Below are 16411 nucleotides of genomic sequence, written 5' to 3'. Positions count from 1 at the left end.
CCCTTACCCCTTCATCATGTTGACGTCTTCAACCGCGATGGTGCCGCGGTTGCGGAAGAAGCAGACCAGAATGGCCAACCCGATGGCAGCCTCGGCCGCGGCCACGGTCAGCACGAACAGCGTAAACACCTGCCCGACCAGATCGCCGAGGAAACTGGAAAACGCCACGAGGTTGATGTTCACGGCCAACAGCATCAGTTCGATGCTCATCAGCAGGATGATGACGTTCTTGCGGTTCAGGAAGAGACCGAAGATGCCGATGACGAACAGCGTCGCCGCGACGGTAAGATAGTGTTCAAGTCCGATCATCGTCTCAAAGTCCCTGCCCCGGTTTCACGTCCTTCAACTCCATTGCCTTGGCCGGGTCACGCATCATCTGGCCGACGATGTCCTGACGCTTGATGTCCTTGCGGTGGCGCAGCGTCAGCACGATGGCGCCGATCATGGCCACCAGCAGGATCAGGCCCGCCAGTTGGAACAGAAGGAAGTATTGATCGTAAAGGATGACACCCAGTGCCTCGGTGTTGTGGCGGTCGGCAGGGATCGGCTGGGCCAGGTTGGCCGCCGCGCCTTGTGCGCTGTCCCAGGCGCCAAAGGCCATGACGAACTGCATCAGGATGACCAGACCGATCAGCAGGGCCAGAGGCATGTAGCGCGCCATCTCGGCCTTGAGCTCGGCAAAGTCCACGTCCAGCATCATCACCACGAACAGGAACAGCACCGCCACCGCGCCGACATAGACGATGATCAGCAGCATGGCGACGAATTCCGCCCCCAGCAGCACGAACAGCCCCGCCGACGACAGGAAGGCCAGGATCAGCCACAGCACGGAATGCACCGGCTGCCGGCTGATCACGGTGAACAGCCCGCCGGTGATGGCGCTGATGGCAAAGAGGTAAAAGGCAAATACGCTCATTGGTCATCTTCCTCGTTTTCGCCCATGGCCTCCTGCGCCAGTTCCAGCGCCCGGGTCATGGCCGGGATGCCGGCAAAGACCGACATCTGACCGATCGTTTCCACGATCTCTTGTTTTTTGGCCCCTGCCTCGATGGCATGGCGCACAGTCTGGCGCAGGGCCGTGTCGGCCTGTGCGCCCTGACAGGTCAGCCCGGCCAGCGTCAGCAACAGGCGGGTCTTGGCATCCAGTCCGCCCGGATTGACGGTGTTGCCGAACATCATTTCCATGACCTCTTTGGGCATGGTCGGCCACAGCGCCTCGAAGCCGCGCATCGCGTCGACGGGCGAATAGCTCTCCAGCGCCGGGTTGAACGCCTTGGCCATGTCATGCGCCTGTCTGAGCATCTGCTCGAATGGGTTTTTGGCCGGATCGCTCATCGGTAGGGCGCGTCCAGTTCCAGATTGCGGGCGATCTCGGCTTCCCAGCGTTCGCCGTTGTCCAGCAGCTTCTGCTTGTCATAGAACAGCTCTTCGCGGGTTTCGGTGGCGAATTCGAAATTAGGTCCTTCGACGATGGCATCGACCGGGCAGGCCTCTTGGCAGAAGCCGCAGTAGATGCATTTGGTCATGTCGATGTCATAGCGCGTGGTACGGCGGCTGCCGTCTTCGCGCGGTTCGGCGTCGATTGTGATGGCCTGCGCAGGGCACACAGCCTCGCACAATTTGCAGGCGATGCAGCGCTCCTCACCGTTGGGGTACCGGCGCAGGGCGTGTTCACCGCGGAACCGGGGCGACAGCGGACCCTTTTCGTGGGGGTAGTTCACGGTGGCCTTGGGCGCGAAGAAATACTTCAGCCCCAGCTTCATGCCCACCCAGAAATCCTGCAGAAGGAAGTATTTGGCCGCGCGGGTATAGTCGATATTTGCCATTGTCAGCCTCCTACGCTCCAACGGGCGAATGCACCCCAGAACCAGTCGAATTTCGCCGCAAAGGCCACGAAGACAACCCACACCAGGCTGAACGGCAGGAACACTTTCCAGCCCAGCCGCATCAGCTGGTCATAGCGGTAGCGGGGCGTGATCGCCTTGACCATCGCGAAGAGGAAGAAGAAGAACGCCATCTTGGCGACCATCCACAGCACGCCATCGGGCAGGCCGGGGATCGGCGACAGCCAGCCGCCGAAGAACAGCAGCGTGGTCAGCGCGCACATCAGGAAGATGGCGATGTATTCGCCCGCCATGAACAGCAGGAAGGGCGTTGCCGAGTATTCGACCTGATAGCCTGCGACCAGTTCCGATTCCGCTTCCGGAAGGTCGAACGGCGGGCGGTTGGTCTCGGCCAGGGCCGAGATGAAGAACAGGAAGACCATCGGGAAATGCGGCAGCCAGTACCAGCTGAAGAACCCGAACGAGCCATCCTGCGCCCGCACGATGTCACCAAAATTCATCGACCCGGTCGAAATGATCACCCCGATGATGATCAGGCCGATCGAAACCTCATACGAAATCATCTGCGCGGCCGAGCGCAACGAGCCCAGGAACGGGTATTTCGAGTTCGACGCCCATCCGCCCATGATCACGCCGTACACCTCGAGCGAGGACACCGCGAACACATAGAGGATAGCCACGTTGATGTCGGACAGGACCCAGCCGTCATTGAACGGAATGACCGCCCAGGCGATCATGGCCAGGACGAACGACGTCAGCGGCGCCAGGATGAAAACAGTCCTGTCCGCGCCGGCAGGGATCACCACCTCTTTGACGACGTATTTCAGCGCGTCCGCCACCGATTGCAGCAGGCCGTAAACGCCAACCACGTTGGGGCCGCGACGCATCTGGACCGCGGCCCAGATCTTGCGGTCGCCATAGACCAGAAACAGCAGCGAGATCATCACGAAGGCCACGACGGCCAGCACCTGCGCCAATATGATCAGGGCTATTCCGCCTGGGGTGTCAAAGAATTCAGCCATTGGTCCTCACACCGTGGGTATTCCGTTTTCCGCTGCCATCGCGAGGCCCGACCGGCCGGTCGGAGACTCGCGTCGCCTGCGATTGGTTTGGCGAGTTGGTGTAAACAGCATCCGCTGCCTGCACGCCACCTTTTTCCTTCATTTCATTCGGCAAAACACACGACCACGCCCCTCGCATCTCCTCTCGGAAAAACGAGCTCGGGTTTCCGCCCGCTTTGCGGTTTATGGTCGTCGCAAGCCTCATTCCGCGGCAATCTTTTGGTCACCGCGCGCCTTGGCCAGCGCCGAAAGCTCGGCCATCAACTGCGAGGCTCGTGCAATCGGGTTGGTCAGATAGAAATCCTTGATCACGGTCCGGAAATCGGCCTGCCCCAAAGGTCCGGCCTCGATTGCCTGTTCTTCGTTCTCGGGCACTTGGTCGATCCCGGCCAGATGCGGCACTGCTTCGATCAGCTTTTGCCGCAGCTGGGCCAACGTGTCATAAGGAAGTTTCTCGCCCAACTCCGCCGAAAGCGCCCGCAGGATCGCCCAGTTTTCCTTGGCTTCACCCGGCGCAAATCCGGCGCGCATCGCCAATTGAGGGCGACCCTCGGTGTTGACGAAGAGACCGTTTTCCTCGGTATAGGCCGCGCTAGGCAGGATGACGTCGGCGCGGTGTGCACCGCGGTCTCCGTGGCTGCCTTGGTAGATGACAAACGGGCCCGCATCGATATCGACCTCGTCCGCGCCCAGGTTGAAGATCACCTCGGCGCCGTCGATTGCAGCCTCAAGGCCACCCTCCGTCGCGGCACCCACATCCATCGCACCAACGCGGGCGGCCGCAGTGTGCAGAACAAGCATCCGACCCGACAGCGCGCGCGCGGCGGCCAAAACAGCCAGACCGTCTGCCTCGGACACGGCGCCCTGTCCGACGATCACAACGGCTTCATTGCTTGCCTTGGCCTTGGCCAGCGCATCGCGGTCGGTGCCAAGATGCTCGTAGTCATAAGTCAGATCAACGGTCGGGCCGATCAATTTGACATCGGCGCCCGCCAGCCACGCCTTGCGGATGCGCGCATTCAGCACCGGGGCCTCGTCCCGCGGGTTGGTGCCGATCAGGATGATCTCTTTCGCCGTGTCGATCTCCTCGATCGTCACATTGCCGACATAGCCCGAACGGTTGCCGATAGGCAGGCGGGCATTGTCGGTTCGGCATTCGACCTTGCCACCCAGCCCCTCAATCATCTGCTTCAACGCAAAGGCGGCTTCGACAGGAACCAGATCGCCGATCAGACCGGCAACCTTCTTGCCCTTCATCGCCGCTGCGGCGGTGGCCAAAGCCTCGGGCCAGCTGGCGGCGCGCAGGCGACCGTTTTCACGGATATAGGGCGTGTCCAGACGTTGACGGCGCAAACCGTCCCAGACGAAACGCGTCTTGTCCGAGATCCACTCTTCGTTCACGCCATCATGGTTGCGCGGCAGAATGCGCATCACTTCGCGGCCCTTGGTATCGACACGAATGTTCGATCCCAGCGCATCCATCACGTCGATGGTTTCGGTCTTTGTCAGTTCCCACGGGCGTGCGGTAAAGGCATAAGGCTTGGAAGTCAGCGCCCCCACCGGGCACAGGTCAATGATGTTGCCCTGCAGGTTCGAATCCAGCGTCTGGTTCAGGTACGAGGTAATTTCCGCATCCTCGCCCCGGCCCGTCTGGCCCATCTGGTCGATACCCGCGATCTCGGTCGTGAAACGCACACAGCGGGTACAGCTGATGCAGCGGGTCATGGCCGTACCAACCAGCGGACCCAGATCCAGATCATCGACGGCCCGCTTGGCTTCTTTGAACCGGCTGGCCGACATACCGTAGGCCATTGCCTGGTCCTGCAGATCGCATTCACCCCCCTGGTCACAGATCGGGCAATCCAAGGGGTGGTTGATCAGCAGAAACTCCATGACGCCTTCCCGGGCCTTCTTGACCATGGGAGAGTTGGTCTTGACCACCGGCGGTTGACCCTCCGGCCCCGGGCGCAGATCGCGCACCTGCATCGCGCACGAGGCGGCGGGCTTGGGCGGCCCGCCCACGACCTCGACCAGGCACATGCGGCAGTTACCGGCAATCGACAGGCGCTCATGATAGCAGAACCGTGGCACCTCGACCCCGGCCTGTTCGCAGGCCTGGATCAGGGTCATCGCGCCATCGACTTCGATTTCCTTGTCGTCGATTACGATCTTGCGGAGGTCAGACATGGTCTAGTTCGCCCTCAAATACACGCCAATGGCGCTGTTTCGTTCGATTTCCTTGCGCCCCAGGGCACAGAATGTTTCAGCTTTTCCGTAGCTCACGCCGTTCTGCGCGAGGTATTTTTCGCCTTTGGCCCGCATCCGCGCCTTTTCGGAATCCGACTCGACATAGGCCCGGATCTCTCCGTCCGAATAACCTAGGCTGTTGGCCTTGGACCGCAGGCTCCACATCACACCGATTGCTTTCATACGCCGCCCACTGATCGACGGGCAGTATTCCGAGATCTCATTTGCGATGGCGATGTAGTAGAGCTCGTTGTCGATTTCCTTGACTTCACGCAAGGGCGGCTTGGCGTCCGCCGAGACGGGCAACGCCATCGCACAGGCAAATGCGGCAAGTTTCACAAGTTTCATGACATATCCTTTCGTCTTGGGTTCCCCAAGACGTTCCGCAGCACGGCTGTTATGCAATAACGGCCGCCCGATCAGCGCAGGATATGCAATAGCGAAGCTCATGGTCGTTGACAGGCTCCGGCAAATGTCAGGCTGTCGTTTTCGACGCGCAGGTTCTGCGGTTCGGTGTCAGGACCAACCTTCCACGCAATGCGGGAGGAACCGAAATTCTGAATGCAGAACCGGGTGCCCTCGTACCGACCAGCCTCGCGCGCGCCGTCCAGCGAAGCCGACACGCCTTTGATCGTCACGGTGAAATCCGCAGGCGACCGTTTCTTGTCGACCGGCTTTGCCTTGGCCCGAAACGACTTGCCGTCAAACAGGATCCGGTCGCTGGTTGGCGCTGTCCCGCAGGCCGAAAGCAGCGTCAGCAGAACAAGGACACCGACAGCCGGGCGACGCAGGTTCGCGGTGATATCAACAAGTGTGACGGCCATCAGAACGCAGCCACCAATGCAAGGATCCCAATCACGAACATGCAGGCCCACGCCACCACATACAGGACAGAACGAATACCGCTATGCGGTTTGCCGACGCCTTGAATGTGTACGACAAGCATCACCAGTCGCGCGACCAAGGCAATCGCGGCCAGCCAGTTCACCCAGAACGGGCTGGCGCCCAATAGAATGGCTGCCACAGTAACGGCCAGAAACGCGGGCAAAGTCTCGGTGCCGTTCAGGTAGGAACGGTTCAGGCGATAGGCCTTGTCGGCGTAGTCCTGGTCGGGGGTCGCGCCAGGAGCCAGCCCCTTGCCCTGTTTCGCCAGTGCCGAAAACGGCGACAGGAACAAAACGACCAGTGTGAAAATCACCAAAGACGCAATCGCGTGGGAATACTCTGCATAGGCTTCCATCGTTGTCACTCCGCCGCCATCGCACCCATACGGCCCGATTTCTGAGCCTTGATGCGGTCTTCGATTTCTTCGCGGAAGTTGCGGATCAGGCCCTGGATCGGCCATGCGGCCGCGTCACCCAGCGCACAGATCGTATGGCCTTCGACCTGCTTGGTCACCTCGAACAGCATGTCGATCTCTTCCAGTTCGGCCTCGCCGCGTACCAGGCGATCCATCACCCGCATCATCCAGCCCGTACCTTCGCGGCAGGGCGTACACTGGCCGCAGCTTTCGTGTTTGTAAAATTTCGACAGGCGCCAGATCGCCTTGATGATGTCGGTGGACTTGTCCATCACGATCACCGCCGCCGTGCCAAGCCCCGAGCCCAGATCGTTGCGCAGATAGTCGAAATCCATGATCGCGTCGCGCATGTTCTCGCCGCGCACGCAGGGCACGGACGAGCCACCGGGGATCACGGCCAACAGGTTGTCCCACCCGCCGCGGATGCCACCGCAATGGGTCTCGATCAATTCTTCAAAGCTGATCGACATCGCCTCTTCGACCACACAGGGAGTATTGACGTGACCCGAGACTGCAAACAACTTGGTGCCCGCGTTGTTCTGGCGACCGAAACCGGCGAACCAGTCGGCGCCGCGGCGCAGGATCGTGGGCACGACGGCGATGGATTCCACGTTGTTCACCGTGGTCGGGCAGCCATACAAACCCGCCCCGGCCGGGAACGGCGGCTTCATTCGCGGCATGCCCTTCTTGCCTTCCAGGCTTTCGATCAGCGCGGTTTCCTCGCCACAGATATAGGCGCCTGCCCCGTGATGCAGGAACAGGTCGAAATCCCATCCCGATCCAGCGGCGTTCTTGCCCAGCAGGCCCGCATCATAGGCCTCGTCGATTGCAGCCTGCAGCGCCTCGCGCTCACGAATGTACTCGCCGCGCAGGTAGATGTAGCAGGTGTGCGCATTCATCGCGAAAGACGCAATCAGGCAGCCTTCGATCAGCGTGTGCGGATCGTGGCGCATGATCTCGCGGTCCTTGCAGGTGCCCGGTTCGGATTCGTCGGCGTTTACGACCAGATAGGACGGGCGGCCATCGCTTTCCTTCGGCATGAACGACCATTTCAGGCCGGTCGGGAAGCCCGCACCGCCGCGCCCGCGCAACCCTGAGTCTTTCATCGTCTGGATGATCCAGTCGCGACCCTTCTCCATCAGGCCAGCAGTGCCGTCCCAATGCCCCCGGGCCTGAGCGCCCTTCAAGGTGCGCTCGTGCATCCCGTAGATGTTGGTAAAGATCCGGTCCTGATCCTTCAGCATCGCGTGTTACCTTCAGCTGTCCTGACGCATGCGCCAGAGTTGAAATATGTTGACGCCCGCATATATGAACGCCGCGATCGCGGCGAAATCAAACAGCAGCGCAAAGCGTCCCGGCAGTTCCAGCGCCGGGCCGATGAACAGGGTCATGGCAAGCCACAACAGCATGGTCACCGCGATGACCACGCCGATATGTCGGCCCTTGCGGGCGATGGCCTGTTCCTTGTCCTTGTCCATCACACTCCGGCGCCCTTATCGGGCACCGTCTCTCAGTCTTCGTAGGTGCCGTCTTGCTTGGCACGTTTGGCAAATTCGGTTTCCTCGCCAGCAGCCAGCTTGGCCGCCTGCTCGATCCAGCCGTCGCGTTCGATCCGGCCCTTGAACTTCACCCGGGCATCAACCCAGGCTACATGTTCTGGCGTCCAGGCCGCGATCTGATCGAAGTGGTAGAACCCGAGCTCGTTCAGCGTCTGCTCGAGCTTCGGCCCCACACCTTTCAGCAGCTTGAGGTCGTCGGGCGTGCCATCGCGCGCGCCGCTCAGCGTTTCGGGCTGAGCCTCAGTCGCTTCCGGCTTGGCCGCAGCGCCCTCGGGCGAAGATGGCTCGGCCTTGGCGGATTTCTTGGGCGCGGCCTGACGGGCGGCTGGTTTGCCCTGCTCTGGCACCTTCGGCGGCTTGGGTGCGGCTTTCGCTCCGGCGGCCTTGCCATCCTTGCCCAACCAAGGCGTCAGGATCGGAACCTCGGTTCCGTCGATGCGCTTGACGGTATCGCCCAGTTCCGTGGCCAGTTGCACACTGGCATTGTGCTTTGCCTTGCCACCCTCGTAGTCCTTCAGGCTGGTCACGCCGCCCAGAGGCTCGGCCGCATAGCGCCCATTCTGGGGCCCGGGCACCGGAACCTTGCCAGCGACCAGTTCATCAATGATCCGACCAAAACTCTCGGCGGTCAGGTCCTCGTAATAGTCTTTACCGATCTGTGCCATCGGCGCGTTGGTGCAGGAACCCAGGCACTCGACCTCTTCCCAGCTCAGCTTGCCGTCCGCCGACAGCTGGTGCGGCTTGGGCGCGATCTTTTCGCGGCAGACAGCAATCAGATCCTCGGCCCCGCAGATCATGCAGGACGTCGTGCCACAAACCTGAATATGCGCAATGGACCCAACCGGTTGCAGCTGGAACATGAAGTAGAAGGATGCCACCTCAAGCACGCGGATGTAGGACATGCCCAGCATCTCGGCCACATATTCGATGGCCGGGCGGCTCAGCCAGCCCTCCTGCTCTTGCGCGCGCCACAGCAGCGGGATGACCGCACTGGCCTGACGGCCTTCGGGGTACTTGGTGATCTGCGCCTTGGCCCAGTCCACGTTGGCGGGTGTGAAGGCAAAGCTTTCGGGTTGTTCGGGATGAAGACGGCGGAGCATTAGCGGTCAATCTCTCCAAATACGACGTCCATGGTGCCAATGATGGCGGCGACGTCGGCCAGTTGGTGGCCCTTGGCGACGTGGTCCATGGCTTGCAGGTGCAGGAAACCGGGCGCACGCAGCTTGGCGCGGTACGGCTTGTTGGTGCCGTCGGCCACCAGATAGACGCCGAACTCGCCCTTGGGCGCTTCGACGGCGGCATAGACTTCGCCTGCGGGGACGTGGAAGCCTTCGGTGTAAAGTTTGAAGTGATGGATCAGGCTCTCCATCGACGTCTTCATGTCCGAGCGTTTCGGCGGGGTGATCTTGCCGCGGGCCAGAATGTCGCCCGGGCAGTCGCGCAGCTTGGCGATGGCTTGCCGGATGATCGACACCGACTGGCGCATTTCTTCCATCCGCACCAGGTAACGGTCATAGCAGTCACCGTTCTTGCCGACGGGGATCTGGAATTCGAACTCGTCATAGCATTCATAGGGTTGCGCGCGCCGCAGGTCCCAGGCCAAGCCCGATCCGCGCACCATCACGCCCGAGAAGCCGTATTGCTGGATATCCTCCTCGGTCACCACGCCGATGTCGCAGTTGCGCTGTTTGAAGATGCGGTTCTCGGTCAGCAGTCCGTCAATGTCGTCCAGAACGGCGGGGAACTCGTGGCTCCAGGTCTCTATGTCATCCAGCAGTTCGGGCGGAAGATCCTGATGTACACCGCCGGGGCGGAAATAGGCCGCGTGCAGGCGCGCACCGCAGGCACGCTCGTAGAACACCATCAGCTTTTCGCGCTCTTCAAAGCCCCACAGCGGCGGGGTCAGCGCGCCCACGTCCATCGCCTGCGTGGTCACGTTGAGCAGATGGTTCAAAACGCGCCCAATCTCGGAATACAGGACCCGGATCAACGAGGCCCGGCGCGGAACTTCGACGCCGGTCAGCTTTTCGATGGCCAGGCACCAGGCATGTTCCTGGTTCATCGGCGCCACATAGTCCAACCGGTCGAAATACGGCAGGTTCTGCAGATACGTCCGGCTTTCCATCAGCTTTTCGGTACCGCGGTGCAGCAGGCCGATATGCGGGTCGCAACGCTCGACGATCTCGCCGTCCAGCTCAAGCACAAGACGCAAAACTCCGTGCGCCGCAGGGTGCTGCGGGCCGAAGTTGATGTTGAAGTTGCGGATCTTCTGTTCTCCGCTCAGCGCGTCCGTGCTGCCGTCATCGTATCTTGAGCCGTCCATCAACGCCCTCGTCTCTTTTTCGCTTCGGCCCGAACCCGGACCTTTTCCGCCTCAAGCGCCTTGGCCGCGGCCCCCGCCAGCAGGACCCCCAGCGCACCCAACGCAATCAGTTCCCCCGGCAGCATGACCATCTCAGCGGCGCTCCAGTTCCTGCAGTTTCAACCCGACCCACCACAGCAACGCGATCGTGCCGAATGGGACCAGGCAGAGAAGGCACCAGTATTTGTTGATCCCAAAAAACGGCAAAATCTTCACCATCGGAATGATGGTCAGTGCAGAAAGGATCAGCCACCAGATGCCACCCATTGTCAGGTCTCCTGTTTTTCATCCCCCGGCAGAACATAGTTCGCACCTTCCCACGGGCTCATGAAATCAAACTGGCGATATTCCTGAACCAGTGATACCGGTTCGTACACGACCCGTTTCTGCGCCTCGTCATAGCGGACTTCGATATACCCGGTGGTCGGGAAATCCTTGCGCAGCGGATAGCCGCGGAACCCATAGTCGGTCAGGATGCGTCGCAGGTCCGGGTGGCCCGAGAACAGAATGCCGAACATGTCGAACACTTCACGCTCGAACCAGTTGGCCGAGGGGTGCACATCGACGATCGACGGAACCATGTCTTCCTCGCGCACCGAGATCCGTATCCGGATACGCTGGTTCTGGTACATCGAAAGGAAGTGGTAAACCACGTCGAACCGTTTGGCACGTTCGGGGTAATCAACTCCGGTGATGTCGACCAAGGTCGAAAACTTGCAGTTCTGATCCGTTTTCAGAAACTCGACAAATTCCACCAGGCTCGAGGGCGCAACATCAACCGTCAGTTCGTCATGGGCAACGCTCCATGACAGAACACAGTCCGTGCGCTTCAGCTCGATATGCGTGCCGAGTTCCTTGAGTGCTTCGCTCATCTCGGTCCCTCCTCAGCGGACGATGGTGCCGGTGCGGCGGATCTTGCGCTGCAGTTGCAGCAGGCCGTACAGCAGCGCCTCGGCGGTCGGCGGGCAGCCGGGAACGTAGATGTCAACCGGAACGATCCGGTCGCAACCACGCACGACGGAATAGGAATAGTGGTAGTACCCGCCACCATTGGCGCAGGAGCCCATCGAGATCACGTAGCGCGGCTCGGGCATCTGGTCATAGACCTTGCGAAGCGCCGGGGCCATCTTGTTGGTCAGCGTACCGGCCACGATCATCACGTCCGACTGGCGCGGGGATGCGCGCGGCGCGATGCCGAAGCGTTCGGCGTCGTAGCGCGGCATCGAGGTGTGCATCATCTCGACCGCGCAACAGGCCAGACCAAAGGTCATCCAGTGCAGCGAGCCGGTGCGCGCCCAGTTGATGATGTCCTCGGACGAGGTCAGCAGGAACCCTTTGTCCTGCAGCTCGGCGTTCAGGGCCTGAGTGGCGACTTCCTTGTCGACGCCCGCGGTGTTTGCACCCGTCATCACTCCCATTCCAGGGCCCCCTTCTTCCATTCATAGGCAAAGCCGATGGTCAGAACGCCCAGGAACACCATCATCGACCAGAAGCCGACATCGCTGATGTCCTTGAAGCCCACGGCCCAGGGAAACAGGAACGCAATCTCGAGGTCGAAGATGATGAACAGGATCGACACCAGATAGAATCGGACATCGAACTTCATCCGCGCATCGTCGAACGCGTTGAACCCGCATTCATAGGCGCTGACCTTTTCGGGGTCGGGATTGCGGACAGCCAGAACGACGGCGGCCAGAATCAGGACGATTCCAAGGCCCACGGCGACGGCCAGAAACACCAGGATCGGGAGATATTCCCGCAACAGCTCTTCCACGAGTGGCTCCTTTCCTGCGCATCCCGAACGAGACGCGCCGTCAATTGGCGTGTTGACTGGACATTCTCTATCCGCGCGGGGTCAGAGGGTCAACCGAGCAGAAGCGCGCATGGCACCGAATATTCGGCTTGCCAACGCCCAGCGCTGCACCAGGCGCAAGCCCTTGGCTTCAAATGGTCGCGGGCGGTCAAACCTTACTATTCCATGAAGGTTTTCGCTTGTCGAAAAAAGCGCTGATTCCCTCATGCGCCTCGTCCGTTTCCCAGCGGTCGACCAGCGCCCGGATCGTGTGGTCGATCACCGCGGCGTCGATGCGCGGCCCGAGGTCCCGAACCAACGCCTTTGCCGAGGCCACGGCGCCCGGCGCACAGGACAGATAAGGCTGCACTTCGGCTTCGATCGCGGCATCCAACTCATCTGCCGGAACGGCCCGCGCCAACAGGCCAAGTTCTACCGCCTCGGCCGCATCAAAAAGACGGGCCGACATGAACACGCGCCGCGCGCGGGCCTCGCCCATGCGGGCGATGACATAGGGCCCGATAGTGGCCGGGATCAGCCCCAGCCGGGTTTCGGTCAGACCCATTTTCAGGCTGTCCACGCCGATGGCCACGTCGCAGACCGACGCCATCCCGACACCCCCGCCAAAGGCGTTGCCCTGCAGCGCGCCGATCAACGGCTTGGGCAGGGAGTTCAGGGCGTTCAGCATCTCAGCCAACTTGCGCGCCTCGACAAAGCGGGTCTCGGGGTCGGCGGCCATCTGGGCCTGCATCCAGCCCAGGTCGCCCCCGGCGCAGAAGCTTTTGCCTGCGCCGGTCAGAACTACCACACGCACGTCGTTGGTTTCCCCCAGCTGCGCGGCGGCCTGGGTCAACTCGGCGATCATCTGCGCCGACATCGCGTTGTGTTTTTCCGGCCGGTTCAGCGTCAGCGTGGCAACCCCGCGCAAATCGGTGGAGATCGAGATGGTTTCAAACATGTCAGCCTCTTATCCCGCCCGCATCGCGCGGGCCATTTCCGCCGCTTGGTTCAGCACAGCGGCGTCCAGTCCGGTGTCATAGCCCAGCCGCTCCAGATGCGCGGCCACGGCTTCGGTTGCCACATTCCCGGCCGCGCCCGGCGCGTAGGGGCAGCCGCCCAATCCGCCTACGGCTGCGTCGAATACTCGAATGCCCAGCGCAAGCGACGCGTCGATATTGTCGATCGCGCGCCCGTTGGTGTCATGAAAATGGCCGGCCAGGCGGGTCGCGGGCACATATTCACGCACTGCCAGCAGCATCCGCGCGATGCTGTCGGGTGTCCCCTGCCCGATCGTGTCGCCCAGCGAGATCTCATAACAGCCGTGCGAGAACAGCAGGTCGGCCACCTCGGCCACTTTGGCGGGCGGAGTCGGCCCGTCATAGGGGCAGTCGGTCACGCAGGAAACATAGCCGCGCACCGGCAGGTCGATATGGCGCGCCGCCTCGAGGATCGGGACGAACCGCTCGATGGATTCGGCGATGGTCGCGTTGATGTTGGCCTTGGAAAACCCCTCGGAGGCCGAGGCAAACACCGCGATTTCATCCGCCCCGGCAGCCAGCGCGTCCTCATAGCCGCGCATGTTCGGGGTCAGCGCCGCATAGCGCACGCCCGGGGCGCGGGTGATCCCGGCCAGCACCTCGGCACTGCCGGCCATCTGCGGAACCCATTTGGGTGACACGAAACTGGCCACCTCGATCCGGCTGAACCCTGCCCGGCTGAGGCAGTCGACCAGCGCGATCTTCTCGGAAACCGGGATTTCGCGCTTTTCGTTCTGCAGCCCGTCGCGCGGCCCCACTTCGAAAATCTCGACACGTTCCGCCATGGCGGTGCCCTCCTGTTCAGTCCCGGCCCGCCCCGTTCAGGGCGGGCGTTCAGGGTTTCAGTCGTCTTCCAGCCGGACCAGCGCCGCGCCGGCCTCGACCTGCGATCCGGCTTCGGCCAGAACCTCGGCCACGACACCGTCGCGGGCGGCCAACAGCGAATGCTCCATCTTCATGGCCTCGAGGACGGCCAGCCGGTCGCCTTCCTTCACCGCCTGCCCCGGCGCGGCGAACACCGCCTTGACCAGCCCGGGCATCGGCGCCTCGACCACGTTGGTGTCACCGGCGGCGCTGACATCGCGGTCCAGCGGGTCCAGCACCTCGAAGCTCACGCCATAGGCGTCGAACACGGTGACATCGTGGCCCGCAATCGCAACCGGAGGCATCGGCTGGCCGTCGATGATCCAGCGGCCGTTGACCCGTTCGGCGATCACGCTGGTCCCGCCGACCTGCCAGTCCTGCCTGTCCGGTCCTGCAACCTGAACGTCCAGATCCAGAACCTCGCCGTCGCGCTTCAGTTGAAGCGCCCGGTGCAGCGGGGCCCAGAGAGTAAACCCCGTATCCTCGGCGGGTTTGTCCAGTCCGGTCGCGGCCATCGCGGCCGCAACGGTCATTGCCGGGGTGACGGCCGGTTCGCGCACCAGATCGTCCAGATCGCGGTCGATCAACCCGGTATCTACATCGCCTGCCGCAAACCCGGCGTGCCGGGTCAGTGCGCCCAGAAAGGACAGGTTGGTGACGGTTCCCGCCACCTGCGTCCGGCGCAGCGCGCGGTGCAGTTGTTCCAGCGCCACCGCGCGGGTCGGGCCGTGCACGATCACCTTGGCGATCATCGGGTCATACCATGGGCTGATCGTGTCGCCCGCACGCACGCCGCTGTCGGCGCGGCAGCCGTGCGGAAACTCCAGATGGGTCAGGGTGCCCGTGGCGGGCAGGAACCCTTTGGGTACGTCCTCGGCATAGAGCCGGGCCTCGAAGGCGTGGCCGTTGATCGACAGCTCTGCGTGCCGCTTGGGCAGACTTTCCCCGGCCGCAACCCGCAACTGCCATTCGACCAGGTCGATGCCGGTTATGGCCTCGGTCACCGGGTGCTCGACCTGCAGGCGGGTGTTCATCTCCATGAACCAGAACCGGTCGGGCCGCAACCCGTCCGAGGCATCGACGATGAACTCCACGGTGCCCGCGCCCTTGTAGCCGATGGCCTCTGCCGCGCGCACGCCCGCCTGGCCCATCGCTTCGCGCATCTCGGGCGTCATTCCGGGGGCCGGCGCTTCCTCGATCACCTTCTGGTGGCGGCGCTGCAGCGAGCAGTCGCGTTCGAACAGATGCACGGCATGGGTGCCGTCACCAAAGACCTGAACCTCGATATGGCGGGGCTTGGCCACGAATTTCTCGACCAGAACGGCATCATTGCCAAAGGCGGTCTTGGCCTCGCCCCGGGCGCTGTCCAGGGCGGCCGCAAAATCCGCCGGCCTCTCGACCAGCCGCATCCCTTTGCCGCCACCGCCGGCCACCGCCTTGATCAGAACCGGGTAGCCGATGGTGTCGGCCGCGCCGGCCAGATGCTCGGGGTCCTGGTTGTCGCCGTGATAACCGGGCACGACCGGGACGCCGGCCTGCTCCATCAGCGCCTTGGCCGCATCCTTCAGGCCCATCTTGCGGATCGCATTCGCCGAGGGGCCGATGAAGGTCAGGCCCGCGGCCTGCACCGCATCGACGAAATCGGGGTTCTCGGACAGAAACCCATAGCCCGGATGGATCGCCTGCGCGCCGGTATCCAGCGCGGCCTGAATGATCACGTCGCCTTTCAGATAGCTGTCGGCCGGAGCCGCCCCGCCGATATGCACGGCCTCATCCGCCATCTGGACATGTTTGGCGGCCGCGTCGGCATCCGAGTACACGGCAACGCAGGCCACGCCCATCTTGTGCGCCGTTTCGATGACCCGGCAAGCAATCTCGCCCCGGTTGGCGATCAGGATCTTGTCAAACATGGCCGTTACCCTTTCCCTGCCAGATCTTCCACAAGGCGAAACCGTTCGCAGACCAACTCCATCTTCGGGTCGAAGCCGCCGTTTCTTTCGAAATATCTGCGATGATCCTCGCGCCAGCCTTCCAGGCTGTCGTTTTCGCCCTCGGCCAGGGCAAATGCCTCGTCCACATCGCAATAGCGCCGAACCGTCACATCGACCGTTTCGATGACCAGCGCGGGCCGTCCGTCCCAGTCCAACGCGATGTCGCGGCGGCCTGCCTGCGGCATCGCCTCGCCACCCGTCGCAAAGTCACGCAACGCGCCACATGTCGCTGTCTTGCGCCCCGAGCGGACCAGAGCCAGCAACTCGTCGCACAATGCGCGGTTGTCGCCGAACTGAAAGGTCTCGGCCCCCGGATATCTTTCTTTCAAGCTCTCCAGCATCGAACCGCCCCTT

General features: G+C 62.3%; 22 protein-coding genes. All 22 read right to left on the bottom strand.

Features of this window, described 5'->3' with window-relative positions; genetic code table 11:
• Positions 1–3: 3 nt before the first annotated feature.
• Complete coding sequence (gene nuoK, locus K3752_RS04995) at positions 4–309, bottom strand: NADH-quinone oxidoreductase subunit NuoK (protein ID WP_005984024.1); 306 nt, start codon at positions 307–309, stop codon at positions 4–6.
• Positions 310–313: 4 nt separating this feature from the next.
• A complete protein-coding gene (locus K3752_RS04990) occupies positions 314–916 on the bottom strand; it encodes an NADH-quinone oxidoreductase subunit J (RefSeq protein ID WP_170340404.1) in 603 nt (200 codons plus the stop codon).
• Positions 913–1335 (bottom strand): carboxymuconolactone decarboxylase family protein, encoded by a 423-nt coding sequence (locus tag K3752_RS04985; protein ID WP_170340403.1) that lies wholly within the window; start codon positions 1333–1335, stop codon positions 913–915. The genes K3752_RS04990 and K3752_RS04985 overlap by 4 nt, the downstream gene beginning before the upstream one ends.
• Positions 1332–1826, bottom strand: coding sequence for an NADH-quinone oxidoreductase subunit NuoI (gene nuoI, locus K3752_RS04980; RefSeq protein ID WP_093964915.1), 495 nt, complete (start codon positions 1824–1826; stop codon positions 1332–1334). The genes K3752_RS04985 and nuoI overlap by 4 nt, the downstream gene beginning before the upstream one ends.
• A gap of 2 nt (positions 1827–1828) precedes the next feature.
• Positions 1829–2866 (bottom strand): NADH-quinone oxidoreductase subunit NuoH, encoded by a 1038-nt coding sequence (gene nuoH, locus K3752_RS04975; RefSeq protein WP_170340401.1) that lies wholly within the window; start codon positions 2864–2866, stop codon positions 1829–1831.
• A gap of 240 nt (positions 2867–3106) precedes the next feature.
• Complete coding sequence (gene nuoG, locus K3752_RS04970; protein ID WP_260065312.1) at positions 3107–5092, bottom strand: NADH-quinone oxidoreductase subunit NuoG; 1986 nt, start codon at positions 5090–5092, stop codon at positions 3107–3109.
• Positions 5093–5095: 3 nt separating this feature from the next.
• On the bottom strand, positions 5096–5602 hold the full coding sequence (locus K3752_RS04965) for a DUF5333 domain-containing protein (RefSeq protein ID WP_409233611.1): 507 nt from the start codon (positions 5600–5602) through the stop codon (positions 5096–5098).
• Positions 5599–5976 carry a hypothetical protein gene (locus K3752_RS04960; RefSeq protein ID WP_170341011.1) on the bottom strand — a complete coding sequence of 126 codons (378 nt, stop codon included), beginning with the start codon at positions 5974–5976 and terminating at the stop codon, positions 5599–5601. Before K3752_RS04960 ends, K3752_RS04965 begins: the two co-directional genes overlap by 4 nt.
• Entirely contained in the window at positions 5976–6392 is a 417-nt protein-coding gene (locus tag K3752_RS04955; protein WP_170341009.1) for an MAPEG family protein, read from the bottom strand. The genes K3752_RS04960 and K3752_RS04955 overlap by 1 nt, the downstream gene beginning before the upstream one ends.
• Before the next feature lie 5 nt (positions 6393–6397).
• Positions 6398–7696: an NADH-quinone oxidoreductase subunit NuoF gene (nuoF, locus tag K3752_RS04950; RefSeq protein ID WP_093964909.1), complete on the bottom strand. Its 1299-nt coding sequence runs from the start codon at positions 7694–7696 to the stop codon at positions 6398–6400.
• 12 nt (positions 7697–7708) lie between these two features.
• Positions 7709–7930, bottom strand: a complete 222-nt coding sequence (locus tag K3752_RS04945; protein WP_093964908.1) for a DUF5337 domain-containing protein — start codon at positions 7928–7930, stop codon at positions 7709–7711.
• Between the two features lie 32 nt (positions 7931–7962).
• A complete protein-coding gene (locus tag K3752_RS04940) occupies positions 7963–9111 on the bottom strand; it encodes an NADH-quinone oxidoreductase subunit E (RefSeq protein WP_260065307.1) in 1149 nt (382 codons plus the stop codon).
• On the bottom strand, positions 9111–10334 hold the full coding sequence (locus tag K3752_RS04935) for an NADH-quinone oxidoreductase subunit D (protein ID WP_170340391.1): 1224 nt from the start codon (positions 10332–10334) through the stop codon (positions 9111–9113). The genes K3752_RS04940 and K3752_RS04935 overlap by 1 nt, the downstream gene beginning before the upstream one ends.
• A complete protein-coding gene (locus tag K3752_RS04930; protein ID WP_260065304.1) occupies positions 10334–10459 on the bottom strand; it encodes a hypothetical protein in 126 nt (41 codons plus the stop codon). The genes K3752_RS04935 and K3752_RS04930 overlap by 1 nt, the downstream gene beginning before the upstream one ends.
• A 7-nt stretch (positions 10460–10466) precedes the next feature.
• Positions 10467–10640 (bottom strand): hypothetical protein, encoded by a 174-nt coding sequence (locus tag K3752_RS04925; protein ID WP_010442775.1) that lies wholly within the window; start codon positions 10638–10640, stop codon positions 10467–10469.
• A 2-nt stretch (positions 10641–10642) separates the two neighbouring features.
• A complete protein-coding gene (locus K3752_RS04920; RefSeq protein WP_170340389.1) occupies positions 10643–11245 on the bottom strand; it encodes an NADH-quinone oxidoreductase subunit C in 603 nt (200 codons plus the stop codon).
• 12 nt (positions 11246–11257) lie between these two features.
• Positions 11258–11791: an NADH-quinone oxidoreductase subunit B family protein gene (locus tag K3752_RS04915; RefSeq protein WP_093964904.1), complete on the bottom strand. Its 534-nt coding sequence runs from the start codon at positions 11789–11791 to the stop codon at positions 11258–11260.
• Complete coding sequence (locus K3752_RS04910) at positions 11782–12147, bottom strand: NADH-quinone oxidoreductase subunit A (RefSeq protein ID WP_093964903.1); 366 nt, start codon at positions 12145–12147, stop codon at positions 11782–11784. The genes K3752_RS04915 and K3752_RS04910 overlap by 10 nt, the downstream gene beginning before the upstream one ends.
• A gap of 187 nt (positions 12148–12334) precedes the next feature.
• The gene (locus tag K3752_RS04905; protein WP_170460652.1) at positions 12335–13123 is read right to left on the bottom strand and encodes a crotonase/enoyl-CoA hydratase family protein; all 789 of its coding nucleotides are present in this window, start codon (positions 13121–13123) and stop codon (positions 12335–12337) included.
• A gap of 9 nt (positions 13124–13132) precedes the next feature.
• Positions 13133–13987, bottom strand: a complete 855-nt coding sequence (locus tag K3752_RS04900; RefSeq protein ID WP_170445036.1) for a hydroxymethylglutaryl-CoA lyase — start codon at positions 13985–13987, stop codon at positions 13133–13135.
• A 57-nt stretch (positions 13988–14044) separates the two neighbouring features.
• Complete coding sequence (locus tag K3752_RS04895) at positions 14045–15976, bottom strand: acetyl/propionyl/methylcrotonyl-CoA carboxylase subunit alpha (RefSeq protein WP_260065297.1); 1932 nt, start codon at positions 15974–15976, stop codon at positions 14045–14047.
• A 5-nt stretch (positions 15977–15981) separates the two neighbouring features.
• Complete coding sequence (locus K3752_RS04890; RefSeq protein ID WP_170357337.1) at positions 15982–16398, bottom strand: ASCH domain-containing protein; 417 nt, start codon at positions 16396–16398, stop codon at positions 15982–15984.
• Positions 16399–16411: the final 13 nt, after the last annotated feature.

The organism is Ruegeria sp. B32, from assembly GCF_025141855.1.
Taxonomy (GTDB): domain Bacteria; phylum Pseudomonadota; class Alphaproteobacteria; order Rhodobacterales; family Rhodobacteraceae; genus Ruegeria; species Ruegeria arenilitoris.
Note: the sequence above shows the minus strand (reverse complement) of the source record. Positions and strands in the feature narration are given on the sequence as shown.